At 71.1% G+C, this 25,799-nt stretch carries 30 protein-coding genes and 1 pseudogene; 15 read left to right on the top strand and 16 right to left on the bottom strand.

What is annotated here, in order from left to right; all coding sequences use genetic code 11:
* Positions 1-64 precede the first annotated feature (64 nt).
* Positions 65-808: a methyltransferase domain-containing protein gene (locus ABZU25_RS10565; protein WP_355029072.1), complete on the bottom strand. Its 744-nt coding sequence runs from the start codon at positions 806-808 to the stop codon at positions 65-67.
* Between the two features lie 74 nt (positions 809-882).
* Between ABZU25_RS10565 and mug the strand changes: the two genes are divergently transcribed.
* Positions 883-1,452, top strand: a complete 570-nt coding sequence (gene mug, locus ABZU25_RS10560; RefSeq protein WP_355029071.1) for a G/U mismatch-specific DNA glycosylase — start codon at positions 883-885, stop codon at positions 1,450-1,452.
* Here mug and ABZU25_RS10555 read toward each other — a convergent pair.
* Together ABZU25_RS10555 and ABZU25_RS10550 are read right to left on the bottom strand one after the other, a co-directional pair.
* Positions 1,449-1,751 (bottom strand): SRPBCC domain-containing protein, encoded by a 303-nt coding sequence (locus ABZU25_RS10555; protein ID WP_355029070.1) that lies wholly within the window; start codon positions 1,749-1,751, stop codon positions 1,449-1,451. The genes mug and ABZU25_RS10555 overlap by 4 nt on opposite strands.
* On the bottom strand, positions 1,748-1,984 hold the full coding sequence (locus ABZU25_RS10550) for a hypothetical protein (RefSeq protein ID WP_355029069.1): 237 nt from the start codon (positions 1,982-1,984) through the stop codon (positions 1,748-1,750). Before ABZU25_RS10550 ends, ABZU25_RS10555 begins: the two co-directional genes overlap by 4 nt.
* Between ABZU25_RS10550 and ABZU25_RS10545 the strand changes: the two genes are divergently transcribed.
* Complete coding sequence (locus ABZU25_RS10545; protein WP_355029068.1) at positions 1,983-3,083, top strand: ionic transporter y4hA; 1,101 nt, start codon at positions 1,983-1,985, stop codon at positions 3,081-3,083. The two genes, ABZU25_RS10550 and ABZU25_RS10545, sit on opposite strands and share 2 nt — an antisense overlap.
* A gap of 21 nt (positions 3,084-3,104) precedes the next feature.
* On the opposite strand, the gene ABZU25_RS10540 is transcribed toward ABZU25_RS10545, so the two are convergent.
* Positions 3,105-3,320 carry a hypothetical protein gene (locus ABZU25_RS10540; RefSeq protein WP_355029067.1) on the bottom strand — a complete coding sequence of 72 codons (216 nt, stop codon included), beginning with the start codon at positions 3,318-3,320 and terminating at the stop codon, positions 3,105-3,107.
* A 368-nt stretch (positions 3,321-3,688) separates the two neighbouring features.
* Positions 3,689-3,874, bottom strand: a complete 186-nt coding sequence (locus ABZU25_RS10535; protein WP_355029066.1) for a hypothetical protein — start codon at positions 3,872-3,874, stop codon at positions 3,689-3,691.
* Between the two features lie 201 nt (positions 3,875-4,075).
* On the opposite strand from ABZU25_RS10535, the gene ABZU25_RS10530 reads away from it, so the two are divergent.
* Together ABZU25_RS10530 and ABZU25_RS10525 are read left to right on the top strand one after the other, a co-directional pair.
* A complete protein-coding gene (locus ABZU25_RS10530; protein ID WP_355029191.1) occupies positions 4,076-4,300 on the top strand; it encodes a winged helix-turn-helix domain-containing protein in 225 nt (74 codons plus the stop codon).
* A gap of 239 nt (positions 4,301-4,539) precedes the next feature.
* Positions 4,540-4,752, top strand: a complete 213-nt coding sequence (locus ABZU25_RS10525) for a hypothetical protein (protein WP_355029065.1) — start codon at positions 4,540-4,542, stop codon at positions 4,750-4,752.
* A gap of 4 nt (positions 4,753-4,756) precedes the next feature.
* Here the strand turns inward: ABZU25_RS10525 and ABZU25_RS10520 are convergent, their stop codons facing one another.
* The gene (locus ABZU25_RS10520; RefSeq protein WP_355029064.1) at positions 4,757-5,119 is read right to left on the bottom strand and encodes a hypothetical protein; all 363 of its coding nucleotides are present in this window, start codon (positions 5,117-5,119) and stop codon (positions 4,757-4,759) included.
* Positions 5,120-5,141: 22 nt separating this feature from the next.
* Here ABZU25_RS10520 and ABZU25_RS10515 point away from each other — a divergent pair, with 22 nt between their 5' ends.
* Both ABZU25_RS10515 and ABZU25_RS10510 read left to right on the top strand, forming a co-directional pair.
* The gene (locus tag ABZU25_RS10515; RefSeq protein ID WP_355029063.1) at positions 5,142-6,050 is read left to right on the top strand and encodes a neutral zinc metallopeptidase; all 909 of its coding nucleotides are present in this window, start codon (positions 5,142-5,144) and stop codon (positions 6,048-6,050) included.
* Positions 6,051-6,170: 120 nt separating this feature from the next.
* Entirely contained in the window at positions 6,171-6,827 is a 657-nt protein-coding gene (locus ABZU25_RS10510; RefSeq protein WP_355029190.1) for an HAD family phosphatase, read from the top strand.
* 157 nt (positions 6,828-6,984) lie between these two features.
* Here the strand turns inward: ABZU25_RS10510 and ABZU25_RS10505 are convergent, their stop codons facing one another.
* The 4 genes from ABZU25_RS10505 to ABZU25_RS10490 all read right to left on the bottom strand — a co-directional run bounded on the left by ABZU25_RS10505 (position 6,985) and on the right by ABZU25_RS10490 (position 12,559).
* Entirely contained in the window at positions 6,985-9,540 is a 2,556-nt protein-coding gene (locus ABZU25_RS10505; RefSeq protein ID WP_355029062.1) for an FtsX-like permease family protein, read from the bottom strand.
* Positions 9,540-10,307: an ABC transporter ATP-binding protein gene (locus ABZU25_RS10500; RefSeq protein WP_355029061.1), complete on the bottom strand. Its 768-nt coding sequence runs from the start codon at positions 10,305-10,307 to the stop codon at positions 9,540-9,542. The genes ABZU25_RS10505 and ABZU25_RS10500 overlap by 1 nt, the downstream gene beginning before the upstream one ends.
* Before the next feature lie 356 nt (positions 10,308-10,663).
* A complete protein-coding gene (locus ABZU25_RS10495; protein ID WP_355029060.1) occupies positions 10,664-11,350 on the bottom strand; it encodes a response regulator transcription factor in 687 nt (228 codons plus the stop codon).
* Positions 11,351-11,644: 294 nt separating this feature from the next.
* Positions 11,645-12,559 carry a PD-(D/E)XK nuclease family protein gene (locus ABZU25_RS10490; protein ID WP_355029059.1) on the bottom strand — a complete coding sequence of 305 codons (915 nt, stop codon included), beginning with the start codon at positions 12,557-12,559 and terminating at the stop codon, positions 11,645-11,647.
* A 77-nt stretch (positions 12,560-12,636) separates the two neighbouring features.
* Between ABZU25_RS10490 and ABZU25_RS10485 the strand changes: the two genes are divergently transcribed.
* The 3 genes from ABZU25_RS10485 to ABZU25_RS10475 are packed head-to-tail and all read left to right on the top strand — an operon-like array spanning position 12,637 to position 15,405.
* Positions 12,637-13,791, top strand: coding sequence for a site-2 protease family protein (locus ABZU25_RS10485; RefSeq protein ID WP_355029058.1), 1,155 nt, complete (start codon positions 12,637-12,639; stop codon positions 13,789-13,791).
* A 44-nt stretch (positions 13,792-13,835) separates the two neighbouring features.
* Positions 13,836-14,786, top strand: coding sequence for a tRNA (adenine-N1)-methyltransferase (locus tag ABZU25_RS10480; RefSeq protein ID WP_355029189.1), 951 nt, complete (start codon positions 13,836-13,838; stop codon positions 14,784-14,786).
* Positions 14,787-14,832: 46 nt separating this feature from the next.
* Positions 14,833-15,405, top strand: coding sequence for a hypothetical protein (locus tag ABZU25_RS10475; protein WP_355029057.1), 573 nt, complete (start codon positions 14,833-14,835; stop codon positions 15,403-15,405).
* A 52-nt stretch (positions 15,406-15,457) separates the two neighbouring features.
* On the opposite strand, the gene ABZU25_RS10470 is transcribed toward ABZU25_RS10475, so the two are convergent.
* The gene (locus tag ABZU25_RS10470; protein WP_355029056.1) at positions 15,458-15,751 is read right to left on the bottom strand and encodes a ferredoxin; all 294 of its coding nucleotides are present in this window, start codon (positions 15,749-15,751) and stop codon (positions 15,458-15,460) included.
* Positions 15,752-15,929: 178 nt separating this feature from the next.
* Between ABZU25_RS10470 and arc the strand changes: the two genes are divergently transcribed.
* The 6 genes from arc to prcA all read left to right on the top strand — a co-directional run bounded on the left by arc (position 15,930) and on the right by prcA (position 22,242).
* Complete coding sequence (gene arc / locus ABZU25_RS10465; protein WP_355029055.1) at positions 15,930-17,714, top strand: proteasome ATPase; 1,785 nt, start codon at positions 15,930-15,932, stop codon at positions 17,712-17,714.
* A gap of 331 nt (positions 17,715-18,045) precedes the next feature.
* A complete protein-coding gene (gene dop / locus ABZU25_RS10460; protein WP_355029054.1) occupies positions 18,046-19,563 on the top strand; it encodes a depupylase/deamidase Dop in 1,518 nt (505 codons plus the stop codon).
* 104 nt (positions 19,564-19,667) lie between these two features.
* Positions 19,668-19,883: a ubiquitin-like protein Pup gene (locus ABZU25_RS10455; protein ID WP_088948111.1), complete on the top strand. Its 216-nt coding sequence runs from the start codon at positions 19,668-19,670 to the stop codon at positions 19,881-19,883.
* A 22-nt stretch (positions 19,884-19,905) separates the two neighbouring features.
* Positions 19,906-20,592 carry an endonuclease VII domain-containing protein gene (locus tag ABZU25_RS10450; protein WP_355029053.1) on the top strand — a complete coding sequence of 229 codons (687 nt, stop codon included), beginning with the start codon at positions 19,906-19,908 and terminating at the stop codon, positions 20,590-20,592.
* A complete protein-coding gene (gene prcB / locus ABZU25_RS10445) occupies positions 20,511-21,350 on the top strand; it encodes a proteasome subunit beta (protein ID WP_355029052.1) in 840 nt (279 codons plus the stop codon). The genes ABZU25_RS10450 and prcB overlap by 82 nt, the downstream gene beginning before the upstream one ends.
* Positions 21,351-21,411: 61 nt before the next feature.
* Positions 21,412-22,242, top strand: a complete 831-nt coding sequence (gene prcA / locus ABZU25_RS10440) for a proteasome subunit alpha (RefSeq protein WP_355029051.1) — start codon at positions 21,412-21,414, stop codon at positions 22,240-22,242.
* A gap of 130 nt (positions 22,243-22,372) precedes the next feature.
* Here the strand turns inward: prcA and ABZU25_RS10435 are convergent, their stop codons facing one another.
* The 5 genes and pseudogenes from ABZU25_RS10435 to ABZU25_RS10415 all read right to left on the bottom strand — a co-directional run.
* Positions 22,373-23,683 (bottom strand): polysaccharide biosynthesis protein, encoded by a 1,311-nt coding sequence (locus ABZU25_RS10435; RefSeq protein ID WP_355029050.1) that lies wholly within the window; start codon positions 23,681-23,683, stop codon positions 22,373-22,375.
* Positions 23,680-24,381 carry a glycosyltransferase family 2 protein gene (locus tag ABZU25_RS10430; protein ID WP_355029049.1) on the bottom strand — a complete coding sequence of 234 codons (702 nt, stop codon included), beginning with the start codon at positions 24,379-24,381 and terminating at the stop codon, positions 23,680-23,682. Before ABZU25_RS10430 ends, ABZU25_RS10435 begins: the two co-directional genes overlap by 4 nt.
* Positions 24,374-24,745 (bottom strand): DUF2304 domain-containing protein, encoded by a 372-nt coding sequence (locus ABZU25_RS10425; protein ID WP_355029048.1) that lies wholly within the window; start codon positions 24,743-24,745, stop codon positions 24,374-24,376. Before ABZU25_RS10425 ends, ABZU25_RS10430 begins: the two co-directional genes overlap by 8 nt.
* On the bottom strand, positions 24,742-25,629 hold the full coding sequence (rfbD, locus tag ABZU25_RS10420; protein ID WP_355029047.1) for a dTDP-4-dehydrorhamnose reductase: 888 nt from the start codon (positions 25,627-25,629) through the stop codon (positions 24,742-24,744). The genes ABZU25_RS10425 and rfbD overlap by 4 nt, the downstream gene beginning before the upstream one ends.
* Positions 25,626-25,799 (bottom strand): annotated as a pseudogene (locus ABZU25_RS10415) (dTDP-glucose 4,6-dehydratase); the annotation flags it as partial. The gene rfbD and the pseudogene ABZU25_RS10415, both read right to left, overlap by 4 nt.

Genomic DNA, 25,799 nt, shown 5'->3' with positions numbered 1-25,799 from the left:
GGTCCGGTTCGACCGCCCGCCAGTCGAGGCGGTCGCGGTCCAGCGGAGCCCCGAGCGCCAGCCGTCAGCGACCGAGGACGAGGTAGGCGAGGCCGAGGATGCCCCGGTAGCCGCCGACGTACTGGCGCAACCGGTCGTCGAGCTGCGTGCGGACGTCGGCCGCGCGGGGATCCTCCGGGTACGCCAGCAGCCACTCCTGGCGGCCCGCGAGCCAGGTGGACTCGAAGTCGTCCCACTCCCGTTGGTCGGCGGTACTCAGGTGCAGCACCCGCCAGCCGCGCTCCCGGGCGGCCTCGACCAGCTCCGGAAGGGACACCACCGCCCGGCCGAAGATCTGCTCGACCTCCGGTGTCGGGGGGCGGTCCCAGTACGCGTCACCGAACAGGAGCCGGCCACCGGGTCGGACCACGGTGGCGAGCGCGTCGAGCGCGGCCCGGGTGCCGCCGAAGGCGTGCGCCGATCCGATGCAGAGGACCCGGTCGGCCGGCTCCTGCCAGGCCGCCACCTCGCCCTTGACGAAGGCGACGTGTCGGTTCAGCGACCGATCCGCTGCCAGCCGCCGCCCCCGGTCGAGGGCGGCGCCGTCGGTGTCGACGCCGACGCCCCGCGTCGCGACCGGGCCGGACACGCCCCCGGCGGCGACCGCCCGCAGCAGCAGCTCACCCCAACCGCAACCGAGATCGAGTACGCGCGCGCCGGGGCGGACATCGAGTCGCTGCAGCAGCAACGCCGCGTGCTCCGGTGCCAGTGGCGTGTTCCAGCGCATCCGGGCGTAGCGGCTGGCGGCGAGGTGGTCGGCTGACTGCATCCGTTGAGGGTGCCAAGTCGTGATCGTCGGCGTGCGCCGGGTCCGGTGCCCGCGCGTACGGCAGGATTGATGGGGTGGACGCGCAGCGGTCGGGGCCGTTTCGGCGGCCGACCCCGCAGGAGGTGGCGGCAGCGGCCGGGCGGGGCCTGGCCGACGTGATCGGCCCCGGCCTGCGGGTGCTGTTCTGTGGCTTCAATCCGGGTCTCTACTCCGCCGCCGTGGGGCTGCCCTTCGCCCGCAGGGGCAGCCGGTTCTGGCCGGCTCTGCACGGCGGCGGTTTCACCGACCGGGAGTTGCACCCGTGGGAATCCGACGAGTTGCTGCGCCAGGGCTTGGGCATCACCAGCCTGAGCAACCGCGCCACCGCCCGCGCGGACGAGCTGACCTCGGCGGAGTTGGTGGCCGGGGTCACCGGGTTGGCGGTGAAGGCCGAGCGCTACCGGCCGCGCTGGGTGGCGATTCTCGGGGTGACCGCGTACCGGATCGCCTTTGTCCGACCGAAGGCCGGGCTGGGTCCGCAGCCGGATCGGCTGGGCCCGGCCCGGGTGTGGGTGCTGCCCAACCCCAGCGGCCTGAACGCGCACTTTCCGCTGCCGGCGTTGACCGCCGAGTTCGCCAAGCTGCGGCGCGAGACCGGCCCCTAGGGCCTGGCCTCGTCGGTCGCCAGCCCCTGGTAGTAGGGCTGCATGGCGGGGCGTCGCCGGGGCTCGCACGCGTCGATGTGGACCTCACACCAGGGCTGCTCCTCCTCGTACGCCGTCTGGACCCGGATGGTCCGTCCGGGCGTGGCGTCGCCCTCCCACGGGCCGAACCAGCGGGCCGTGCGTTCCGACTCGGTCAGGCTGGCCCAGACGTCGGCCGCCGGGGCGCGGAAGGTCCGGGTGAGGACGAGATCGTGGCCGGTGGCGGTGCGAAACAGGCGTCCGGCGGGTGTGCGGGTCATGCCGTGTGCTCCCTTCGGTGCTCCACCGGGCCGCGAGCGCGGCGCTCACGGCGGGTGCGGTAGATCTCGGTTTCCAGCGCGTCGAGGTGCCGCTCCCACCGGTCGGCGGTGGCGAGCCCGGCCAGCCAGTCGGCCAGCGGGGCGAGCGGGCCGGGGTCGAGGCGGTAGATAGGGTGGCCCGGCTGCGTCGATGGTGGGCACATGATCAGCTGGCCTGGCACTCTGTACGGCATGGCCACCCTGCTTCGCTCCCGGATGACCGACTGGACCGTCGCCGTACCCGTGCTCGCCGTGCTGGTGCTGATCGTCACCTGGGGGCGGAACCTGCCCGGCCCGATCATCGTGGTGGTCGCGGTGCTGCTGGGAGGTGCGGTGCTGGCGGCCGTGCACCACGCGGAGGTGGTCGCCCACCGGGTGGGGGAGCCGTACGGGTCGCTGGTGCTCGCCGTCGCGGTCACCGTGATCGAGGTCGCCCTCATCGTCACGCTGATGATCAGCGGGCCGGAGAAGACCCAGTCGCTCGCCCGCGACACAGTGTTCGCCGCTGTCATGATCACCTGTAACGGCATCCTCGGCCTGTCGCTGCTGCTCGGGGCGCTGCGCCGGCGCGTCGCCGTGTTCAACCCGGAGGGCACCGGCGGTGCGCTGGCCACCGTGGTCACCCTGGCCACGCTGAGTCTGGTCATCCCGACCTTCACCACGGCCCGGCCCGGCCCGGAGTTCAGCCCGGCCCAGCTCACCTTCGCCGCCGTCGCCTCGCTGGCCCTGTACGGGCTGTTCGTGCTCGTGCAGACCGGCCGGCACCGCGACTACTTCCTGCCGGTCGACAGCCAGGGCCGGGTGATCGACGCCGAGGAGCACGCCAAACCGCCGACGACCCGCGCGGCGCTGATCAGCCTGGGGCTGCTGCTGGTGGCGTTGGTCGCCGTGGTGGGCGACGCGAAGACCGTCTCGCCGACCATTGAGGCCGGTGTCGCGGCCGCGAACCTGCCGCACGCGTTCGTCGGTGTGATCATCGCCCTGCTGGTGCTGCTGCCGGAGACCCTCGCCGCCGCCCGCGCCGCGCGCCGCGACCGCGTCCAGATCAGCCTGAACCTCGCCCTCGGCTCCGCGATGGCCAGCATCGGCCTGACCATCCCGGCCATCGCCATCGCCTCGATCTGGTTGGACGGCCCCCTGCTGCTCGGCCTCGGCGGCACCCAGCTCGCCCTGCTCGCGCTGACCGCGGTGACAGCGGTGCTGACCGTCGTGCCGGGCCGGGCCAACGTCCTCCAGGGTGGCGTACACCTGGTGTTGCTGGCCGCCTTCGTCTTCCTGGCCGCCACCCCCTGACCCCGCCGTCACCGACTCTCGTCACCCCGGGGTGTCCGCCAGGCGGTCCGCGCGGGCGTTCAGGTAGCGCTGCTGTGCCAGGTTCGTCGAGCACGTCGCCGCCATCCGGTACGCCTCCCGCGCCGCGACCCGTTCACCGACCTGCTTCCACAGGTGGGCGCGAACGGCGGGCAGTCGGGGATCGTCGGCGAGCCGGGCGTCGTCGGCCAGGACGGCGAGCAGAGCCAGACCCGCCAACGCGCCGGCCTACGCGTTGCCTGGTCCGGCAGCGACCCACTCGGCGACAACGCCAGCACCACCCGCGCGGCCCTCACCGAATACGCCGTCACGAACGGAATGTGACCATGCTTCGCCGCACCCACCCGTCCGCGCCTGGATCGCCCTACCGGCACCGCCGCGCGCCCCAGGCGCAACGTTGGAACGGCCGCCTGATCAAACACAGCTCGCGACCAGGTGCAGTTCGCGACCAGGTGTCGGTGGAGCCCAGCTTGTACTCCCGCCTGCGGCCGCTTGGCGCGTGCTCGGCGTTGCTCCTCGGCCACCCTGCCCGCCGCCGTGGCAACCGCAGCGACCGGCACGGCGCCGAGCCGGTGCCGGGGGTCGTCTCAGGAGAAGACGCGACAGCGCGACGTGTGCTGGCCCAGCACCTCGGCCAGCTCGTGCAGCGCCGTGAACCGCTCGACCGGCAGCGCGTCACCACATTCGCCGCACTCGATCCGGTCGGTCCGGACCGGCCACCGCCACACATCGACATTGACTGGTACCTGCATCGGCTTTTCTTCGGACAGCATCGGCAACCACCTCCGTACGGCAAGGGGCGGGGCGCCCCGCCCCTTGCCAGGGGTCGGGACGCCCCATCAATCGGCAGCGGCTCGCACCGACTCGCTGTCCACCACGGGCCACGCCTTGCCCCTCGCAATCTAGTGCCAGTAGTGCAATCAGGGCAACCAGTGCCAGGCGTGTCAACAGTGCCCGTCCGGGTAGACGGCACCATGGCGCCCGTGCCCATCCCGCACTCTGCGCGAGAGATCACAGACGACCTGGCCCGCCGCATCGGTACCGGGGAGTTTCCGCGCGGGTCGCGCTTGCCGACCTACGATGCGCTGGCCGAGGAGTACGGGTCGGCAAGGCGGACGGTCGCCCGAGCAGTCGACACACTCAAGGCGCGCGGTCTGGTCGTAGGCGTGCCCGGCTCTGGTGTCTACGTAGCGGAGTAGCTCCGACCAGCGGTCACCCCACCCCACCCCACCCCACCCGATTCGATCTCACCCGATTCGATCCGTTGATCATGAAGTTATTGCCCCGACACGCTGGGTGGTTTCTAGGCTTCAGTGCAACTGATCAGTGTTGGGCTGGAGGTGCTGGCGTCGAAGGCGATAACTTCATGATCAACGGGGAGGTGTGGGGGTTGGGAGAGGAAGGGGGTGGGTGGTGGGGGGTGGTTAGGTTGGCTGGTATGACGGTGGTTTGGGTCGTGGTTGGAGTTTTTGCGGCGGTGGCTGCTGCCGCGTTCGGGGTTGTGGCTCGGCGGGGGCGCGGGGTGCGCGAGGTCGGCGGCGACGAAGGGGCGGCCGGTCGGGATGCCCGCGGCCGGCAACAGCGCTACGAGGCCGAGCGACACGGCGACCAGGGCGACACCTGGCAGCGCGGCCGTGAGTCCAGCGGCTGACGGGTCACTGGCCGTAGGAGCGGCGGAGCCGGTCGTTGATCAGGTAGTTGAGCCGGTGCCGGAGGTACCCGAGTGTGCTCTCGCTCGGCACCTCTCCGTCGGTGGTGAGCGTCCACCGCAGCGCGCATTCCGGGCCGGGTGGGTGGGCGGCCAGGTCGAAACGGATCCGGTCCAGCGGCCGGTGCGGCCACAGCGACGACCAGATCAGCAGTACCGGCGCGTAGCCCGCCACCACCCGCGGCGGCACCTCGTCGTCACGTAGCTCCAGCCAGGGCCGGCTACCGACCTCGTACGGGTCGCGCAGCGAACGCCACACGACGTGCGGCGGGGCCGGCTGACGCCGAAGGCGACTGCCCAGCTCGTGCACGACGACCCTCCTCGCCGGACGGATGCACCCGCCCCGGGTCATTCTGGCCGCACGACACCGGTGCGGTGAACCATCCGCGGCCCGCGCACGTGAAACGGGTGCGTGGGCGTGGCGGTCGTATCGTCGGGGTACTGCGCAGCGCAGCACCGGCGCCAGCAGCGCGGCACCGACGCCAGGGGAGGGCACAGTGGGGGCACGGTCGGGACGTGACGCCCGAGGCCCGTTGGCGGGCCTGCTGATCGCCGCACTGGTGTCGCTCGCCTGCTCCGCAGGTGGGCTGACCGAGCCGGAGGGCGAACGCCCGGCGCCGGAGGTGTCGCAGGCGCCTGCGGGGCCGAGCACCACCCGGGCTGACAGCACCACCAGCGTCGCGGAGTTCGAGCAGGACGTCGCCGACGCGCAGACCATCGCCGAGCGGTACTGGGCGGCCCAGTTCAAGGAGTCCGGGCAGCGGTTCCAACAGATCCGGCGGATCACCCCGTACCAACGGGCGGGCGAGGTGTCCTGCGGGGGCCAGCCGCTGCCCCGCAACAACGCCGTCTACTGCTCGCAGGGCGATTTCATCGCGTACGACGTCGCCTGGTCGGTGGCGGCGTTCCGCCAGGTCGGTGACGCGTTCGTGTTCTACCTGCTCGGCCACGAGTACGCCCACGGCATCCAGGTGCGCCTCGGTATCAACTACAGCTTCACCATCCAACAGGAGTTGCAGGCCGACTGCATGGCCGGTGCGTTCCTCGGCGACTCGGTGCGCGCCAAGGCCCTGACCCTGGCCGAAGGTGACCTCGACGAGTTCCGCGAGGGGCTGGCGGCCGTCGGCGACGACCCGGACCAGCCGTGGTTCGCGGAGGGCTCGCACGGCACCGCCGAGCAGCGCACCGACTCGTTCTTCCGCGGCTACGAGCGCTCGCTGGAGGCCTGCGACCTGGGCTGAGCGGGTTGCCCGGATCACGTCGGCGCCCATCGCGGTCACCGGTGGTGTTCCGGCCTGGCAGGATCGCCGGTGTCGGCCACGACCCTGGAGGATCCGCTGAGCAGCCACCACCCCGCCGCCGTGCTCTTCGACATGGACGGCACGCTCGTCGACAGCGAGAAGCTGTGGGACGTCGCGCTGGAGGAACTCGCCCGGGAGTACGGCGGGGAGCTCTCCGCCGCCGCTCGCGGGTCGATCATCGGCACCAGCATGGCGGAGTCGATGCGGATCCTGCACGACGACCTGGGGCAGCCCGAGCGGGACCCGCAGCTCAGCGCGGCGTGGATCAACGCCAGGATCCTGGAGCTGTTCCGCAGCGGCCTGCGCTGGCGGCCGGGCGCGTTCGCCCTGCTCGGTGCGGTCCGGGCGGCGGGAATCCCCACCGCGCTGGTGACCTCCAGTGGCCGGGCCCTGGTCGAGATCGCCCTGGACACCCTGGGCCGGGACAACTTCGACGTGGTGGTCGCCGGCGACGAGGTCGTCGCGGCCAAACCGCACCCCGAGCCCTACCTGACCGCGGCGCGGCTGCTGGGCGTGCCGATCGAGCGGTGCGTGGCGATCGAGGACTCGCCGACCGGGGTGGCCAGCGCGCTCGCCTCCGGCGCGGCGGTGCTGGCCGTACCGGCGGAGGTGGCGCTCGCGCGCACTGCCGGCGTACACCAGGTGGAGAGCCTGACCGGCGTGGACCTGGCGCTGCTCGCGGCGCTGCTGGCCGACCGGGCCGCGGCGACCGGCTGACGGGTTGGCGCGGGTCAGGCGCGTTCGGCGAAGAACGCCCCGGCCCCGCAACCTGTCGAACGCCCTCGCCGCCGACGCGTAGCCGGCCCAATCGGCCAGCCCGGGACGGCCGATGCCCCCGATCGCGCTGGGCGACCGGGGGCATCGGTGGCGCCGATCAGTCGTGGGCGATCGCGCCCAGGACGTTGATCCGGGCCGCGCGGATGGCCGGCAGCACAGCGGCCACCACCCCGATGATCGCGGCGAGACCGAGGAAGACACCCATCTGCCCCCAGGGCAGGATCAGGTCGGTGATGCCCTCGTCCTTGAGTGCCTCGACCACGGCGGCGCCGAGGCCGGTGCCGACCGCCACGCCGAGCAGCGCGCCGAACACGGAGATCACCACCGCCTCCACGGTGATCATGCCCATCGTCTGGCCCCGGCGCAGGCCGATCGCCCGCAGCAGACCCAACTCGCGGGTCCGCTCCAGCACCGACAGCGCCAGGGTGTTGATGATGCCGAGCACGGCGATCACGATGGCCAGGGCCAACAGGATCTGGATCATCGTGAGCAGCCCGTCGAGCTGACCGGTCTGCTGCTTGATGAACGCGTCCCGGTCGGCCACCGACACCTCGGGGCTGTCCGCCAGCAACGTCTCCACCTGGGGCTGCACGTCGGCGACCCGGGCACCGGGGGCGAGCTGGATGAAGCCCTGGATGGGCTGCGGGATGGTGAAGTCCTTCGCGGCCTGCGCCGGCAACGTCACCGGGTTGGTCAGCTGGGACGACTCGTAGATGCCGCTGACGGTGTACGCCCGTGCCTCACCCCGGGTCAGCTGCACCTTGACCGTGGAACCCACCGACCAGCCACGCGAGGTGGCCGTGTCCGAGCTGGCCAGCATCTGGGTCGGCCCGAGCCGGTCGATGTCACCGGCGGTGGCCTTCGCCCCGAAGATCTGCCGCAGCGACGCGACGTCACTGCTCGCCGCGACCCAGGTGCTCTCGCCGTCGACCTTCGCCATGTCGCCGTACTCGCCGTCGACCAGCTGCACGCCGGGCAACGCCTTCGCCTGGTCCAGCACACCCGGGTCGAAGCTCGGTGGACGCGGGCCACCCTGCTGACCGGAGATCACCAGCTCGGCCTTGATGGTGTCCTGGGCGAGCGTGCTGATGCTGCCCTTCGCCGAGTCGAGGATCACCGTGACGCCGGTGACCAGCGCGATGCCGACCATCAGCGCCGCGGCGGTGATCGCGGTGCGGCGCGGGTTGCGTCCGGAGTTGAGCCGGCCCAGCTTGCCCGGCACCGACCAGGAGAAGATCGCGCCGAGCAGGTTCACCACCGGCCGGCTGATCAGCGGGGTCAGCAGCGCCACGCCGATGAAGGCGAACAGCACCCCACCGAGGATGGTGGACAGCGTCTGGCCGCCGGCGTTGCCGCTGAGCCCGAGGAACAGCAGCACCGCGCCGATGCCGGTGACCACCGACCCGGTGACGGTGATCTTGGTCAATGGCCGGTCCGGCGTGGCCACGTCCTGCATGGCCGCGATCGGCGGAATCCGCGACGCCCGCAGCGCCGGCAGCAGCGCCGCCACCACCGTGATGACCAGCCCGACGGCGAACGACCCGATCACCGCCGCCGCCGGCACACCGATCCCGGCCAGGGTCAAGCCACCGGCCAGCTTGCCGAACAGGAACGCCAGCAGCGCCCCCACACCGATGCCGGCGGCGAGACCGAGCACCGAGGCGATCAGCCCGACCGCGATGGCCTCCAGCACCACCGAACCGATGATCTGTCGCCCGCTGGCCCCGATGGCGCGCATCAACGCCAACTCCCGGGTGCGCTGGGCCACGATGATCGAGAAGGTGTTGAGGATCAGGAACGTACCGACCAGCAGCGCCACCGCGGCGAAGCCGAGCAGGATCTTGTTGAAGAAGGACAGGCCCTCCTTCAGGCTGGCCGAGGCGTCCGCGGCCACCTGCTTACCGGTCTTCACCTCGAAGTCAGCGCCCAGGGTGCGGGCCACGTCGTCGCGCAGCTTCTCGTCGGAGACGCCGTCGGCGGCGCTCACGGTGATGCTGCTGAACGTGTCCGGCTCGCCGAGCATCAGCCGCTGCGCCACCGGAGTGGTGAAGATGACCTCGTTGACCCCACCGATCGAGTCCCGGTCACCGCTGTAACCGAGGATGCCGACCAGAGTGAAGTCCCGCTTCTTCGACTCGAACGCGGTGAGCACGCCGACCTTCTGACCGACCTGCAGCTTCGCGGTCGTCGCCAGCGACTTGTTGACCACGATCTCGTCCTCGGCCTGCGGCGCGCGCCCCTCCCGCAACTGCATCAGGTCGCTCTCGCCGGTCCAGTTCTCGCCCAACTGCGGCGGACCGAACGAGGTGACCACCTTGCCGTTGCTGCCGATCACGCGGGCGCCGTCGGCGTTGACGATGCCGGTCGCCGAGGCCACCCCGGGCACCTGCTTGACCCGCTCCACCACGGCGGCGGGCAGCGGGGCGGAGGTCTGCTCGCCCTCCATCTCGCTGAGCTCCACCTTCGGTTTCGCCGCCACGTTCACGTCGATCTCGGAGAAGCCGTCGGCGAAAACGGAGTCGAACGAACGGCCCAGCGTGTCGGTCAGCACGAAGGCGCCGGAGACGAACATCACCCCGAGCACCACCGCCAGACCGGACAGGATCAGCCGGACCTTGCGGGCCAGGAGACTCTTCAGTGTCGCCCGGAACATCAGTTGCCCACCTCGGCCGGAGTGTCCAGCTTCTTCATGGTGTCCAGCACCGTCTCGGCGGTCGGCTCGATCAACTCCGAGACGATCTCCCCGTCGGCGAGGAAGACCACCCGGTCGGCGTACGCGGCGGCGGTCGGGTCGTGGGTGACCATCACGATGGTCTGGCCGTGCTCGCGGACCGAGTTGCGCAGGAAGCCGAGCACCTCTGCGCCGGAGCGCGAGTCCAGGTTGCCGGTCGGCTCGTCCGCGAAGATCACCTCGGGGCGGGAGACCAGGGCCCGCGCGCACGCCACCCGCTGCTGCTGCCCGCCGGAGAGCTGCGCCGGCCGGTGCTCCAGCCGGTCCTGCAGACCAACCGTGGTGATCACCGTGTCGTACCACGCCGGGTCCGGCTTGCGCCCGGCGATCGACAACGGCAGCAGGATGTTCTCCTTGGCGGTCAGCGTGGGCAGCAGGTTGAACTGCTGAAAGATGAAACCCACCTTGTCGCGGCGCAGCTTCGTCAGCCCCGCGTCGCCCAGCCCCGTGACGGTCGTCTCACCGATCGCCACCGTCCCCCGGGTCACCGAGTCCAGGCCGGCCAGGCAGTGCATCAGCGTCGACTTGCCCGAACCGGACGGTCCCATGATCGCGGTGAACCGGCCCCGTTCGAACTCCGCGCTGACCCCCCGCAGGGCGATGACCTGAGCCTCGCCGGTGCCGTACACCTTCCACACGTCGTTCGCCCGGGCCGCGGCCTGCGCCTGCTGGCCTACCGTCGCGGTCACGTCATCTACCTCTTCCGTCTGTCCGTATGTTCACGCCGCCCCCCGATGGTCCGGCGCGACTGTTCCATCATCGGCGCTGCTCACGCCCGTTCCGTCCGTCCACGGGGGGACCCGGCGCGGATTTCCCGCTGCGGGTGGCCCCCGATGTCGGATCAGGGTTGCCCCTGACCTGACGGCCGGTCGACCCCTTTTCCCGCGACCGGCGACAGCGCCGAACACGACTTTGCCCCCGCACGCCACAGGAGGGTCAACCGCGCCGAGCCGTCTCCGGTCACGGTAGGTGACCACGGCAACCGTGCCGTCCCCCCGCGGAGGGATTCTTGGGTACGCCAGGTGGGGTAGCCGCCGGACGCCGGCTACGTCCTGGGGCGGATCAGGCCCGACTCGTACGCCAGCACCACGGCCTGCACCCGGTCCCGTAGTCGCAGCTTCGTCAGCAGGCGCCCGACGTGGGTCTTCACAGTGGTTTCGCTTACCGACAGCACCGCCGCGATCTCGGCGTTGGACAACCCCCGGGCCACCTGCACCAGCACCTCGCGTTCCCGGTCGGTGAGCGCGTTGAGCACCGGCGCGGGCGTCGCCGCCGGATCGGGCAGCAGCTCGGCGAAGCGCTCCAACAGCCGCCGCAGGATCCGCGGCGAGACCACCGCGTCCCCACCGGCCACCGTGCGGATCGCCGCGATCAACTCCTCGGCGGGCACGTCCTTGGCCAGGAACCCGCTGGCGCCCGCGCGCAGCGCCCCCACCACGTACTCGTCCAGGTCGAACGTGGTGAGCACCAGCACCCGCACCGGCAGCCGGGAGTCGACGATGGCCCGGGTCGCCGCCACCCCGTCCATCCGGGGCATCCGGATGTCCATCAGCACGACGTCGGGCAGCAGCCGCCGGGACAGCTCCACCGCCTCCACACCGTCGCCGGCCTCGGCCACCACATCCAGGTCACCCTCGGCCCCCAGCACCATCCGGAAGCCGGTGCGCAGCAGCGGTTGGTCGTCGGCGAGCAGGATCCGCACCGGCCGCGCCGAGGCCACCCGATCCGTCATCTCGTCCCCCGTTCCGCCGACGTCGTGCCCGCACCGCCCATCCTCGCGTACGGCGGCCGGTGCGTCGCGGACCACGCTGGGGCCTGTGTCAAAGCCCCTGGCCGGCCGAGGACTTTGACACAGGCCCCAGGGCCGACCCGGGTGCGAGTCCCGACCGACACGGCACCGCTTCGGTCGGGACTGCCGGCGAGGCCGGGTGTCCACGACGGATGGGCGAGGGCCGGGACCGACCACGCCTGCGGCGGGCACGACCGACCACGCCGCCGGCGGGCACGAGCGGCCCGCCGCGGGTCGTCACTCGTCGGCGCCGGGCACCACCGGAGCGGACCGGGCGTCGCGCAGCGGATCGGCGGTCGCCACCGTGACCGGGAACGGCGGCGGGGTGCCGCCGAAGCTCGGGCACAGCGCCTGGTGGCTGCACCAGTCGCAGAGCCGGCTCGGCCGGGGTCGGAAATCCTGCCGGGCGGTGGCCTGCTCGATCGCCCGCCACAGCGCCACCACCGTGCGCTCGAAGCGGACCAGCTCATCGGCGTCCGGTGTGTAGTCCAACACCTCGGCGTCGCGCAGGTAGAGCAACCGCAGCACCCGGGGCACCACCCCCCGGGTGCGCCACAACACCAGGGCGTAGAACTTCAGCTGGAACAGCGCCCGCGCCTCGAACGCCTCCCGTGGCGCGCCCCCGGTCTTGTAGTCGACCACCCGCAGCGCGCCGTCCGGAGCCACGTCGAGCCGGTCGAGGTAGCCCCGGATCAGCAACTCCTCGTCGACCACCGCCGAGATCAGGCTCTCCCGTTCGGCCGGCTCCAGCCGGGTCGGATCCTCCACCGCGAAGTAGCCCTCCAACAGCCCCGCGGCCGAGCGCAGGAACTCCACCGGACCGGCCGGCTCCGCGTCGTCGAAGATCCCGGCCAGCTCCGGCTGCTCGGTCACCAGCCGGTCCCACTGGGGAGCCACCAGGTCGGCCGCCGCCGCCGGCGTGCGGCCCTGCGCGGGCAGGTCGAACAGGCGCTCCAGCACCGCGTGCACAAGCGTGCCCCGGGCCTGCTCGATCGTGGTGCGCTGGGGCAGCCGGTCGATGCTGCGGAACCGGTAGAGCAGCGGGCAGGTCTTGAAATCCGCCGCCCGCGACGGCGACAGCGAGGCCCGCACCGTCGGCGGCGCCTGCGCCGGGGAGGAGGGCTGGGAGGTGGTGACCGGTTCCGCCGTCATGTCGGCAAAGGTTAGGGCACCGGTGTGACACCGACCGCCGCCCGCCCCGCACGGCGACGGTCCGTAGCATCGTGGCGATGGAGCAGACATCCCGCCCGCCGCGCCGACCCGACCGGCGTCTCGGCCTGAACGTCGGCCGGGTGTTCGGGGTGCCGCTGCACCTCAACGGCTCCATGGTCCTGCTCTCGGTGCTCATCGCCGTGCTGTACGCCGAGTTCGCCCGCCGACAGCTCGACCTGCCGCAGATCAGCGGCTACCTGATCGGCTTCGGGTTCGTGGTGTCGTTGCTCGGCTCGGTGCTGCTGCACGAGCTGGGCCACGCCCTCACCGCCCGCCGGCACGGCATCGGTGTGCGCGGAATCACCCTGGAACTGCTCGGCGGCTACACCGAGATGGACCGGGACGCCCCGTCGCCCCGCGTCGACCTGCTGGTCTCGCTGGCCGGTCCGGCGGTCTCCGCGGTGCTCGGAGTCCTCGCGGTCGCCGCCACCCTCGCCCTGCCCGAGCGGACGGTGGCGCACCAACTCGCCTTCCAACTCGCGGTCAGCAACGTCATCGTCGCGCTGTTCAACAGTCTGCCCGGGTTGCCACTCGACGGCGGCCGGGCGCTGCGTGCCGCCGTGTGGGGGCTGACCCGCGACCGGCACCTGGGCACCGAGGTCGCCGGCTGGGCCGGCCGGGTCGTCGCGGTCGGCACCGCCGCCCTGGTCGGGCTGCTGACCGTCGCCGACTACCTGTCGCCGCTGGCGCTGCCGCTGATGCTGCTGGTCGCCGTCACCCTCTGGCGGGGCGCCGGGCAGGCGATCCGGGCCGCCCGGGTCAGCCGCCGGTTCCCGCTGATCGACCTCTCCCGGCTGGCCCGCCCGGTCTGGCCGGTGCCCACCGGTACGCCCCTGGCCGAGGCCCAGCGCCGACGCGCCGAAGGCGGGCAGCCCGCCGCTGCCCTGCTGGTCACCGACTCCACCGGCCGGCCGGTGGCGCTCGTCGACCCGGCCGCCGCCGACGCGGTGCCCGTCGACCGCCGACCATGGCTGGCGGTGGACGCCGTCGCCCGAGCCCTGGGCACACTTCCCGCGCTGCCGGTCGGCTGGGACGGCGAGCGGGTGATGGAGGCCGTACAGACCCACCCGGGCGCGCAGTACGTGGTGACGTCAGGCGAAGATGTCGTCGGCATTCTGCACATCGCGGACCTTGCACAGCTCCTCGAACCCAACCGGAAGATGACACAGTGACCGCAACTCCCTCCACCGTCGGAGCCGACCCCACCACCCCGGCGCTGACACCCGTGCACCGTGGGCCGTTCCGGCCCGGCGACCGGGTTCAGCTGACCGACCCCAAGGGGCGGATGCACACAGTGACGCTGGAGCCCGGCAAGGAGTTCCACACCCACCGCGGCATCCTGGCGCACGACACGCTGATCGGGCTCCCCGACGGCAGTGTGGTGACCACCGCCGGTGGCGGCACCGCGTTCCTCGCCCTGCGGCCCCTCCTGTCGGACTATGTGCTGTCCATGCCGCGCGGCGCCCAGGTGATCTACCCGAAGGACTCGGCGCAGATCGTCGCGATGGGTGACATCTTCCCCGGCGCGAAGGTCCTCGAGGCCGGCGCCGGCTCCGGCGCGCTGAGCTGCTCCCTGCTGCGGGCCGTCGGCACCGAGGGCGAGCTGCACTCGTTCGAGCTGCGCGACGACTTCGCCCAGATCGCCAAGCGCAACGTCGAGGCGTTCTTCAACGGGCCGCACCCGTCGTGGCACCTGCACGTCGGTGACGTCGCGCAGTGCCAGGAGACCGGCTTCGACCGGATCATCCTGGACATGCTGACTCCCTGGGAAACTCTCGACATGGTCGAGCGGGCGTTGGTCCCCGGCGGTGTGTTCATCGGCTACGTCGCCACCACGCCGCAGCTGTCCGAGCTGGTGGAGGCGCTACGCGAGCGCGGCGGCTGGACCGAGCCGCGCGCCTGGGAGTCCCTGGTGCGCGACTGGCACGCCGAGGGCCTCGCCGTCCGGCCGGATCACCGGATGATCGCGCACACCGCGTTCCTGGTGTCCGCGCGCAAGCTGGCCCCCGGGGTCACCGCGCCGCCGCGCCGGCGCAAGCCCAGCAAGGGCACCGAGGCGTACGTGCAGCGCCGCCAGGACCTGCGCGCGGCGGAGGCGGCCCGACAGGCCGCCGCGCTGGTGGCAGGTGCGCAGTCCGACGGTACGGGGGAGATGGACAGGCCGTGACCATCGAGCTGGCCGGCGGCACCGCCGAGCAGGGGGAGGCGCTGGCATGAGCCGACCGGGCTACGGCGGCGGTGACCTCCCCGCGGTCTTCCCCGACTGGTCGCCCTACCAGGATCTGGAATCGGCGGCGCGGGCCTACCTGCGCGACCCGGACGTCGCCCTGGAGGCGCTCGGCGGCGTGCTGCGCGGCGCGTCGGTGCTCGGTTTCACCCTGGAACGCTTCGTCAACGAGGTCAACGGCGTGTGGCAGGAGGTCGTCGTCTGCGACGGCAGCCGGCTGATCCTCTGGCACGGCGAGGACGTACCGCCGGAGGAGGGCCCCCCGGGCTCGATGACCTCGTCGTTGCGGGTCGTGCCGGTGTCCACCGTCACCGAGGTCGGCTGCCGGCGGCGGCTCAACCGCGCCGACAGCGGCGAGATCCGGGTCGACAGCATCGACGTCTACCTGCTGCTCACCTCACTGGACGAGGCGCCGCCGAGCGAGGAGATGGTGGGCACGCCACGGCACGACGCGCTGCGCTTCGGCAAGACCCTCGACGACGGTGGGGCCGGGCAGATCGCCCGGTTGGAGGAGTTCGCGCGGCTGGTCGCGTCGGTGGTCGGCCGTCCGATGCTCTGAGGCGTACCCCTCCTGGGTCCGGCCGGGCCGCGCGGCCCGGCCGGCGGACGGCTCAGTCTTCCTCGGCGTCCGGACCGGCGATCTCGACACCGTCGCCGCGCACCACATGGATGCAGTCGCCCGGGCATTCCTTCGCGGAGTCGATCACCTCGAGCCGCAGGTGCTCGGGCACGTCGACGCGGCTGCCCGGCGTCGCCAGCAGCTCACCGTCGGCGCCCTTGACGTACGCCAGACCGTCGATGTCGAACTCGAAAACCTCCGGCGCGTACTGCACGCAGAGCCCATCGCCCGTGCACAGATCCTGGTCCACCCAGACCTGCAGCTGATCGGTCGCGACCTCGGTCACCGGCGCACCCCCCATGTTCTCCCGTCCTACACTCCGACGGTACCCGAACGCCGGTAACCGCCCGTCAGGCCACCCTTGGCGATCAAGGTTCGGTGACGAGGGTGTTGCGTGGGACCGAATCGGCCTCATAGCGGCTAGTGTTAGGGCAGAACGTTCAAGCCCCCCGGGGAGGTGGGACGTGGCAGCACGCAGCGACGACGCGGACTCGCGCGCCGCACGGTGGGAGAAGGAAGCCCACGATCTCTCCACGCAGGTCGCGTTCCTTCAGGAGGAACTCGCTCTGGTGCGGCGCAAGTTGACCGAAAGCCCCCGACACGTCCGGCAGCTCGAAGAGCGGCTGGCGGCCACTCAGGCACAGTTGGCGCGGCTGACCGAGAACAACGACCGGCTGGTGAGCACCCTCAAGGAGGCTCGCACGCAGATCGTGACGCTCAAGGAGGAGATCGACCGGCTCGCGCAACCGCCGAGTGGCTACGGCGTCTTCCTGGCCAAGCACGACGACGGTTCGGTGGATGTCTTCACCGGCGGTCGCAAACTACGGGTCGCGGTCTCGCCCTCGCTGGACGTGGGTGACCTGCGCCGTGGCCAGGAGGTCCTGCTCAACGACGCGCTCAACATCGTCGACGCGTTCGGCTACGAGCGGGTCGGTGAGGTCGTGATGCTCAAGGAGATCCTGGAGGGGCCCGGCGGCGGGCCGGGCGACCGGGCGCTGGTGGTCTCGCACTCCGACGAGGAGCGCATCGTGCACCTCGCCGAGACCCTCATCGGCTCCGCGATCCGGGCCGGCGACTCGCTCATGATCGAGCCCCGCTCGGCGTACGCGTACGAGCGGATCCCGAAGAGTGAGGTCGAGGAGCTGGTCCTGGAGGAGGTGCCCGACGTCGACTACGGCGACATCGGTGGCCTCCAGTCGCAGATCGAGCAGATCCGCGACGCGGTGGAGCTGCCCTTCCTGCACGCGGACCTGTTCCGTGAGCACCAGCTCCGCCCGCCCAAGGGCATCCTGCTCTACGGCCCGCCCGGCTGTGGCAAGACGCTCATCGCCAAGGCGGTGGCCAACTCGCTGGCCAAGAAGATCGCCGAACGGCAGGGCAAGGAGAAGCACACAAGCTTCTTCCTCAACATCAAGGGCCCCGAGCTGCTCAACAAGTACGTCGGCGAAACCGAGCGGCACATCCGGCTGATCTTCCAGCGGGCGCGGGAGAAGGCCGGCGAGGGCACCCCGGTGATCGTGTTCTTCGACGAGATGGACTCGATCTTCCGGACCCGTGGCTCCGGTGTCTCCTCCGATGTGGAGAACACCATCGTCCCGCAGCTGCTCAGCGAGATCGACGGCGTGGAGGGGCTGGAGAACGTCATCGTCATCGGCGCCTCCAACCGGGAAGACATGATCGACCCGGCGATCCTGCGCCCCGGTCGGCTCGACGTCAAAATCAAGATCGAGCGGCCGGACGCCGAAGCGGCCAAGGACATCTTCTCCAAGTACATTCTCGCCGGGCTGCCCCTGCACCCGGACGACCTGGCCGAGCACTCGGCCGACCCCCAGGCCACCGTCGCCGCGATGATCGACGCCGTGGTGCTGCGGATGTACTCGGAAACCGAGGAGAACCGCTTCCTCGAGGTCACCTACGCCAACGGTGACAAGGAAGTCCTCTACTTCAAGGACTTCAACTCCGGCGCGATGATCCAGAACATCGTCGACCGGAGCAAGAAGATGGCCATCAAGGAATTCCTCACCTCCGGTCGCAAGGGGCTGCGCCTGCAGCACCTGCTCGACGCCTGCGTCGACGAGTTCCGCGAGAACGAAGACCTCCCCAACACCACCAACCCCGACGACTGGGCGCGCATCTCCGGCAAGAAGGGCGAGCGGATCGTCTACATCCGCACGCTCGTCTCCGGTGGCAAGGGCGCCGAGGCCGGCCGGTCCATCGAGACCGCCAGCAACACCGGCCAGTACCTCTGACCGCCAGCGGCGGCACCGGACCCGTCCGGTGCCGCCGCTGCGTGCGTCCCACCGCGACCGTCCCACCGGCCCGTCCGGACCCCGCGCATCCTGCGGCGTCGCCCCCGCCCCCGGCGGCTCCTTCGTGGCCCACCCGGGCGCCCAGCAGGCCATCGACGGAATCCACGGGCGCGGTGCGCCGGCTGAGCGTGGTGCCACCGGGAGCCGCCACGGCACGGTAGCCGCGCCGCGCCGACCGGCAGGGCCGCGCGGTAGGCCACCGCGCAGACTAGTCTCGATGGTGTGAGCGGCGGGTACGCCGGCTCCAGGGGCGAGCGAAGCGAGTGGTCGCATGACGGTACGTCGGATCATGGGCACCGAAGTCGAGTACGGCATCTCCGTGCCCGGTCAGGCCGGAGCCAACCCGATGGTCACCTCATCACAGGTGGTCAACGCCTACGGCGCACGTCCTGAGCTCAACCGGGGTGGTCGAGCCCGCTGGGATTACGAGGAAGAGTCGCCGCTGCGCGACGCCCGCGGTTTCACCTACTCCGGGGCCGCCTACGACCCGGCCGAGGCGTTGGCCGACGAGGACCTCGGCCTCGCCAACGTGATACTCACCAACGGTGCCCGTCTCTACGTCGACCACGCCCACCCCGAATACTCCACCCCGGAGGTCACCACCCCCCGCGACATCGTGCGCTGGGACAAGGCCGGCGAACGGGTGATGGCCGAGGCGTCCCGCCGGGCCGCCACCATCCCGGGCAGCCAGCCGATCCACCTCTACAAGAACAACACCGACAACAAGGGCGCCAGCTACGGCGCTCACGAAAACTACCTGATGCGTCGGCAGACCCCGTTCGCCGACATCGTGGCGTACCTGACGCCGTTCTTCGTCACCCGCCAGATCGTCTGTGGCGCGGGCCGGGTCGGCATCGGCCAGGACGGCGGGCAGAGCGGCTTCCAGATCTCCCAGCGCGCCGATTTCTTCGAGGTCGAGGTGGGCCTGGAGACCACCCTCAAGCGGCCCATCATCAACACCCGCGACGAGCCGCACGCCGACGCCGACAAATATCGCCGGCTGCACGTGATCATCGGCGATGCCAACCTCTCCGAAATCTCCACCTACCTCAAGGTCGGCACCACCTCACTGATCCTCAACATGATCGAGGAGAAGGCGCTCGGCGCCGACCTCGGCATCGCCGACCCGGTCAGCGAGTTGCGCGCGGTCAGCCACGATCCCGGCCTGTCGCACCTCATGCGACTGCGCGACGGTCGCCGGCTCACCGCACTTGACCTGCAATGGGCGTACCTGGAACGGGTCCGGTCCTTTGTCGACGACCGCTACGGCACCGACGCCGACGAGCAGACCGTCGATGTGCTCGACCGCTGGGAGAGCGTGCTGGACCGGCTCGGCCGGGACCCGATGCTCTGCGCCGACGAGTTGGACTGGGTGGCCAAACTGCGGCTGCTCGAGGGTTACCGGGAGCGCGAGAAGCTCGGTTGGGGCGCGCACAAGCTCCAACTGGTCGACCTGCAGTATTCCGATGTCCGGCCGGAGAAGGGCCTCTACAATCGGCTGGTTACCCGGGGGGCGATGAAGACGCTGCTCACCGACGACGAGACACGCACCGCGATGACCGAGCCGCCGGAGGACACCAGGGCCTACTTCCGGGGCCGCTGCCTCGCCCAGTACGCGTCCGAGGTCGTCGCCGCGAGCTGGGACTCGGTGATCTTCGATATTGGCAGGGAGTCGCTGGTCCGGGTGCCGATGATGGAGCCGGAGCGCGGCACGCGCGCGCACGTCGGGGCCCTGTTCGACCGTTGCGCCAGCGCGAAGGATCTGCTGGAGACGTTGACCGGCGGCTGAACGTACGTCCTTATGCCCGTCGCGTGCCGTAAGCCGGCGCGCGGCGGGCTTTTCGTCGCCCGCGCGAGGTAAGTTCATCGCAGACGATCGTGGAGGAGGCAGCAGTGGCCACTCATGACAGCGGCGGCCAGTCGCAGTCCGGCAAGTCCCGTCAGGGCGAGGAAATCGAGGACGTCACCACCGAGGCCAACCCCGAGGTGGCCGAGCGGCACGCCGAGATCACCGAGGACGTCGACGACCTCCTCGACGAGATCGACTCCGTCCTCGAAGAAAACGCAGAGGAATTTGTGAGAGGCTATGTCCAAAAAGGGGGCGAATAGGGCATAGCTGCATAAAACGGACATGCCTCGTCCTTTGGGTGACCGGGATGGCCACCGCCGCTGCCGCGACTGCGGCGAGTGGCTGCCCCTTGATCAATTCTGCGCGAACAGCAAACGGCCGGATGGTAAAGGCAGCTACTGCAAGCCCTGCTTCAACGTTCGCTCGAAGGCGAGCTACGCGAAGCGCCTGAAGGAGCAGCAGGGCAGGGATGTACGGCAGTTGCCGCTGGTCCCAGCGGGCCACCGGCGATGCCCGGACTGCGGTGCCACGAAGCCCTTTGAGGACTTTCCGCGGAACCGCTCCGGTCGTGGAGGTTACGGCCGATACTGCAAGCCTTGCCACAACGCGAAGGGCAAGGAGAGCAAGCTTCGCCTACACGGCGGGACTCGCGAGTACCACCTGCAGCGGCGGTACGGCGTGGGGGAGAAGGAGTTTCAGGAGCTCCTGGCCGAGCAGGGCGGGGTGTGTGCGATCTGCGGCGGCGCGGACCCGCAACATCTGGACCACGATCATCGCACCGGGTGGGTGCGCGGGATACTCTGCTTCAACTGCAACGGTGGTCTTGGCCAGTTCCGTGACAGTCCCATGAGGCTGGCCAGGGCGATCACGTATCTGAGAGGAACCACGTGGCAGCGGGCTTTGATCCATCCGGGCGTCTACCAGATGTGTTCACCAACGCGGGGACGTCCTCCTTCACGACGTTCCTGAGTCGGGTGGCCCCGGAGATGCTGCCCGGCCGGCGGCCGTTGCCGCCGGGTATGGCAGCGGACCTGGCGCCGCACGCGACCACCATCGTGGCCATCTCGGCCGACGGTGGTGTCGTGATGGCCGGCGACCGGCGGGCCACCATGGGCAACCTGATCGCCCAGCGTGACATCGAGAAGGTGCACCCGGCCGACGCGTACTCCCTGGTGGGGATCGCCGGCACGGCGGGCATCGGGATCGAGCTGATGCGACTGTTCCAGGTGGAGCTGGAGCACTACGAGAAGATCGAGGGCGCCATGCTCTCGCTCGACGGCAAGGCCAACCGGTTGGCGTCGATGATCCGCGGCAACCTGGGTGCGGCCATGCAGGGCCTGGCCGTGGTGCCGCTGTTCGCCGGGTTCGACCTGGCCGCCGCCGACCCGGCGCGGGCTGGTCGGATCTTCAGCTTCGACGTGACCGGCGGTCCGTACGAGGAGACCGGCTACGACGCGATCGGCTCCGGTTCGCTCTTCGCGAAGTCGGCGCTGAAGAAGCGGTTCCGGGCCGGTGTGTCGGTCGACGACGCCACCCGCCTCGCGGTCGAGGCGCTCTACGACGCGGCGGACGACGACACCGCGACCGGCGGACCGGATCTGACCCGTCGGATCTATCCGGTGGTGATGACCGCTACCGCCGAGGGCACCCGCCGGTTGACCGACGCCGAGACGGCGGCGATCGCCGAGGGCGTGGTCGCCGGTCGGATGGAGAACCCGGGCGGTTGAGCCTCGTCCACCCCCACCAGTCAGCAGTCGTCAGCACCGCGCCGTAAGGAGAACCGCCGCCGTGGCCATGCAGTTCTACGCCTCGCCCGAACAGATCATGCGCGACCGCTCCGAGTTGGCCCGCAAGGGCATCGCTCGGGGTCGCAGCGCGGTGGTCCTCAGCTACTCCGGCGGGGTGCTCTTCGTCGCGGAGAACCTCTCCAGCGCCCTGCACAAGGTCAGCGAGATCTACGACCGGATCGGGTTCGCCGCGGTCGGTCGGTACAACGAGTTCGAGAATCTGCGCCGGGCCGGTGTGCGGATGGCCGACCTGAACGGGCTCAGCTACGACCGGCGTGATGTCACCGGGCGGGCCCTGGCCAACGCGTTCGCGCAGACGCTCGGTGCGATCTTCACCGAGCAGTCGAAGCCGTTCGAGGTGGAGATCTGCGTGGCGGAGGTCGGGGCGACCGCGGACGATGACGAGCTGTACCGGCTGACGTACGACGGCTCGGTCAACGACGAGCCGGGGCGGATGGCCATGGGTGGCCAGGCCGAGGCGATCACCGGTGTGCTGAAGTCGCAGCACCGCGCGGACATGTCCCTCGCCGAGGCGGCCCGGGTGGCGGTGCAGGCGTTGAGCACGGTTGGTGGTGAGGGCGGGGCAGCCCGGACGATCGCCGCCAACCAGTTGGAGGTGGCGGTGTTGGACCGCCACCGGGTGGGCCGTTCGTTCCGCCGGATCACCGGTGCCGCGCTGACCGCGTTGCTGGACGGCGATGTGTCCGCCGCCGAGCAGCCGGCGGAGGCGGGTGGCCCGGACACTCCGGCGCAGCCCACCACGGAGTCGCACAAGCCGACGACGTCGGCGGCGTCCGCGGACCTGGAGGACAAGCCGGCGGACGGCAAGTAACACCGGCGGATGCGGCGGGCGGCCCTGGAATCAGGGCCGCCCGCCGCAGCACGTCCAGCACCTGTGGCGGGCGGGCCACCCCGAGCGCCGCGGGTCGCTGTGACAACGATGCGCGGGGGTGCGGCCCGGATCAGGCCCCGCCGGTCACTCCCGGTGCGGCAGTCTCGAAGGTAGGGGCGTGGGTGGGTGCTGCCGGGTGGGTGGCGCGGGTGCGCAGCAGCACGGCCATGACGGCGGCGACCACGACGGAGCCGATGGCGTAGCCGAGTTCGACTCGCAGCGCGGTGGAGACCGGGGCGAGCGTCGCGACGACGAGTGCGGCCACGCCGATGGCCCAGGCGAGGGCCTGTGCCCGGTGCCGGTCGAGGGCGAGCAGTGCCTGGCCGAGGACCATCGCCCACAGGTAGGCGAGGGTGGCGACGGCGAGCCAGGCGAAGTCGGCGTAGCCGAGGACGCCGGGTGCGTCGAAGAGGGTCTGCACCAGCCGTGGGCCGAGGAGCACGGCGAGTACGGCGCCGGTGAGGCCGAGCGCGGTGACGATGCCCAGGGCGCGGCGCAGCAGGTTGTAAAAACCGGTGAGGTCGCCGGTGCTGGCCGAGGTGGAGAGGCCGGGTAGCAGCGATGCCTGCAGTGAGGCGAAGACGAACAGCGGGATCCGGACCAGCACCAGCGCGGAGAGCAGTGCGCCGGCGGTCGCCACGTCGGACGGGTCCAGCACCTTGACGTTGATCACGCCGATGTTGACGACGACCTGGGCGAGCAGGCTGGAGGCGGTGAGGAGGCCGAGGCCGCGCAGCAGGGTCGCCCAGGCGACGGGGACGCCGCCGCCGATGGCTCGCAGGACCGGTGGTGCGGTGAGGATGGCGCCGGCGACGGGCGCGATGACCAGAACCGCGCCGTACCAGACGGGGTTGGTGACGCCGTTCAGGCCGAGCACGGCGACGATGACGATCCGCAGGCCGCCGTCGATGCCGAGTTGGGTGCCGTACCAGGGGAACAGTTGCAGGCCGGAGAGGACGCCACGGGTGGTGTGCGCGACGGCGAGCCCGGCCAGCGCGCCGATCAGGACGGTGACCATGGTGCCGTCGCCGGCGAAGAGCCGGTCGGCGAGCGTTCCCCGGAAGGCGATGATCAGCGCGATCACGGCGGCGAGCAGGCCGGCGGCCAGGGCCGCCCCCCGGGCCAGTACCGGCCCCGGGGGAAGGCCCTGGCTGTGCCGGGCGGCGACGAGTCGGGCGACTTCCTGCTCGACCGGCATGAACAGGCCGATGCCGAGGGTGAAGACGATCGACCAGAGCACCGAGAGCGAGTTGTAGTCCGCTTCGGTGAGGCTGTGCCCGGCGACCGCCAGGTGGACGTAGGAGGCGAGCCCCAGCAGGGCGAGGCCGGCGCCGACGGCGACGGTGCCCGGTGGGACCAGACTCAGGAGCCTGCGGATCACCGGCGAATGAGCGCCAACGTGAGGACGGCGAAGGCGCGGCCGAGGTAGATCATGGCCTTGGCGGGGGAGTGGCTGGGGGTGCCCGCCATCCGCTTGCGCATGGCCACCGGCACCTGGCGGATGGTGTAGCCGCGTCGGGCGGTGTGCACAAGCGTCTCCACGGTGTCGCCCAGGTATTCCACCGGGTACCAGGTGGCGAACATGTCGATCACCCGACGGTTGGCGGCCCGGAACCCGGAGGTGGTGTCGGTGAGCTTGGTGTGGGCGACGCGGGACAGCACACCGGAGAGCATGACCATGGCCCAGCGGCGGGGGCCGCGGACGTTGTAGTCACCCTCGCCGGCGAACCGGGCGCCGATCACCAGGTCGGTCTCGTCGAGCAGGTCGACGAGCTTCGGCACGTACCGGGGGTCGTGCTGGCCGTCGGCGTCGATCTGGATGGCGACGTCGTAGTCGTGGTCGCGCGCGTACCGGTAGCCCACCCGCATGGCGCCGCCGACGCCGAGGTTGTACGGCAGCTTGGCCACGAGGGCGCCGGCTGCGGCGGCGACCGCGGCGGTGCGGTCGGTGGAGCCGTCGTCGACGACGATCACGTCGACGCCGGGCAGCTCACCGCGGACCTCGCCGACCACGTCGGCGATCGAGCCGGACTCGTTGAGCGCCGGGATGATGATCAGGACCCGCTTGCCGTTAACCATCGTGGGACACCAGTTCGTTTCGGGCCGCCCGGTCCGCGTCGATCTCGGTACGGAGCAGGGCGAAGTCTTCGGCCAGGGTGCGGGTCTCTTCTTCCAGGTGGCTGACCTCCCAGCTGAGGTGCACGCAGACCAGCAGCAGGAAGATGATGCCGAGGAAGAGCACGAGGCTGACGCCGGAGGCGACGCCGAGCAGCTCGGCGACGTTGTCCAGCAGGCGGGGGAAGAGCGACAGGGGGATGACGATCACCAGGACGCCGAGCCAGAGCATGCCGTACTTCTCGCGGAGCTGCCGGCGGCGCAGCAGCTCGACGATGGTGGCCAGCAATATCAGGCCGGTCAAGCCGGTGACGAGGGTGAGCTTCATGCGACCTTCCACGGAGCGGGCGGAGCGGGGGAGTCGAACGCGTCGACGAGGGTGGCATGCCAGTCGGGGAGCGACGGCAGGCCCGCGGCCGCCCAGCGGCTGTGTGCCAGCACACTGTACGCCGGACGGGGAGCAGGACGAGGATACCGGTCGCTGGTGGTGGGTCGGATCCGGTCCGGGTCCAGACCGGCCAGCGTGAACGCCGCGCGGGCCAACCCGTACCAGGTGGTCTGGCCGGCGCAGGTGCTGTGGTAGATGCCGGCGGCGGCCTGGCCGTCGAGGGCGGCTTCGGCGAGCGCGACGAGCTGTTCGGCGAGCCGGTAGGACCAGGTGGGTTGCCCGTGCTGGTCGTCGACCACGTCGATGTACTCCCGCTGGGTGGCGAGCCGGAGCATGGTGGCCACGAAGTTCGGGCCGTGCGCGCCGTACAGCCAGGCGGTGCGGACCACGTAGCCGGTGTCGGGCAGTAGCCGGGCGACGGCCTGCTCGCCGACGAGCTTGCCCCGGCCGTAGGCGTTGACCGGCGCGGTGGGGGCGTCCTCCGGGTAGGGGGCTCGCGCGTCGCCGGCGAGGACGTAGTCGGTGGAGACCTGGATGAGCCGGGCACCGCTGGTGGCACACGCCGACGCGAGGTTCGCCACGCCGTGGCCGTTGACGGCGGTGGCTGCCGCCTCGTCGGCCTCCGCGCCGTCGACATTGGTCCACGCCGCCGTGTTGATCACGATGTCGTGTTCGGCGACCGCCGCCCGCACTGCGCCGGGGTCAGTGACGTCGAGGTCGGCGCGGCCCGCGGCGGTCACCTTGAGGTCGGACCGGGCGTGCAGCACGGTGACCAGGTCCCGGCCGAGCATCCCGCCGGCGCCGGTGACGAGTAGTCGGGTCATGCGGTGGGTGTGGTCTTGAGGGGTTCCCACCAGGTGCGGTTGTCGCGGTACCAGGTGACGGTGTCGGCGAGGCCGGCGTCGAGGGTGATGCTGGGGGTGTAGCCGAGTTCTTGGTGGATTTTGGTGATGTCGAGGGAGTAGCGGCGGTCGTGGCCCTTGCGGTCGGTGAC

The sequence above is a fragment of the Micromonospora sp. NPDC005215 genome, from assembly GCF_040607915.1.
GTDB lineage: Bacteria > Actinomycetota > Actinomycetes > Mycobacteriales > Micromonosporaceae > Micromonospora.
The sequence above is the reverse complement of the archived record's forward strand: the minus strand, read 5'-3'. Positions and strand labels throughout refer to the sequence as shown.

What these genes read in the sequence shown, in the direction of transcription:
- ABZU25_RS10565 (WP_355029072.1), bottom strand. Translation starts at nt 808, where the DNA reads ATGCAGTCAGCCGACCACCTCGCCGCCAGCCGCTACGCCCGGATGCGC.
- ABZU25_RS10555 (WP_355029070.1), bottom strand. Translation starts at nt 1,751, where the DNA reads ATGACCCGCACACCCGCCGGACGCCTGTTTCGCACCGCCACCGGCCAC.
- ABZU25_RS10545 (WP_355029068.1), top strand. Translation starts at nt 1,983, where the DNA reads ATGGCCACCCTGCTTCGCTCCCGGATGACCGACTGGACCGTCGCCGTA.
- ABZU25_RS10550 (WP_355029069.1), bottom strand. Translation starts at nt 1,984, where the DNA reads ATGCCGTACAGAGTGCCAGGCCAGCTGATCATGTGCCCACCATCGACG.
- ABZU25_RS10535 (WP_355029066.1), bottom strand. Translation starts at nt 3,874, where the DNA reads ATGCTGTCCGAAGAAAAGCCGATGCAGGTACCAGTCAATGTCGATGTG.
- ABZU25_RS10530 (WP_355029191.1), top strand. Translation starts at nt 4,076, where the DNA reads ATGGCGCCCGTGCCCATCCCGCACTCTGCGCGAGAGATCACAGACGAC.
- ABZU25_RS10525 (WP_355029065.1), top strand. Translation starts at nt 4,540, where the DNA reads ATGACGGTGGTTTGGGTCGTGGTTGGAGTTTTTGCGGCGGTGGCTGCT.
- ABZU25_RS10515 (WP_355029063.1), top strand. Translation starts at nt 5,142, where the DNA reads ATGCACCCGCCCCGGGTCATTCTGGCCGCACGACACCGGTGCGGTGAA.
- ABZU25_RS10505 (WP_355029062.1), bottom strand. Translation starts at nt 9,540, where the DNA reads ATGTTCCGGGCGACACTGAAGAGTCTCCTGGCCCGCAAGGTCCGGCTG.
- ABZU25_RS10495 (WP_355029060.1), bottom strand. Translation starts at nt 11,350, where the DNA reads ATGACGGATCGGGTGGCCTCGGCGCGGCCGGTGCGGATCCTGCTCGCC.
- ABZU25_RS10490 (WP_355029059.1), bottom strand. Translation starts at nt 12,559, where the DNA reads ATGACGGCGGAACCGGTCACCACCTCCCAGCCCTCCTCCCCGGCGCAG.
- ABZU25_RS10485 (WP_355029058.1), top strand. Translation starts at nt 12,637, where the DNA reads ATGGAGCAGACATCCCGCCCGCCGCGCCGACCCGACCGGCGTCTCGGC.
- ABZU25_RS10475 (WP_355029057.1), top strand. Translation starts at nt 14,833, where the DNA reads ATGAGCCGACCGGGCTACGGCGGCGGTGACCTCCCCGCGGTCTTCCCC.
- dop (WP_355029054.1), top strand. Translation starts at nt 18,046, where the DNA reads ATGACGGTACGTCGGATCATGGGCACCGAAGTCGAGTACGGCATCTCC.
- ABZU25_RS10450 (WP_355029053.1), top strand. Translation starts at nt 19,906, where the DNA reads ATGCCTCGTCCTTTGGGTGACCGGGATGGCCACCGCCGCTGCCGCGAC.
- ABZU25_RS10430 (WP_355029049.1), bottom strand. Translation starts at nt 24,381, where the DNA reads ATGGTTAACGGCAAGCGGGTCCTGATCATCATCCCGGCGCTCAACGAG.
- ABZU25_RS10425 (WP_355029048.1), bottom strand. Translation starts at nt 24,745, where the DNA reads ATGAAGCTCACCCTCGTCACCGGCTTGACCGGCCTGATATTGCTGGCC.
- rfbD (WP_355029047.1), bottom strand. Translation starts at nt 25,629, where the DNA reads ATGACCCGACTACTCGTCACCGGCGCCGGCGGGATGCTCGGCCGGGAC.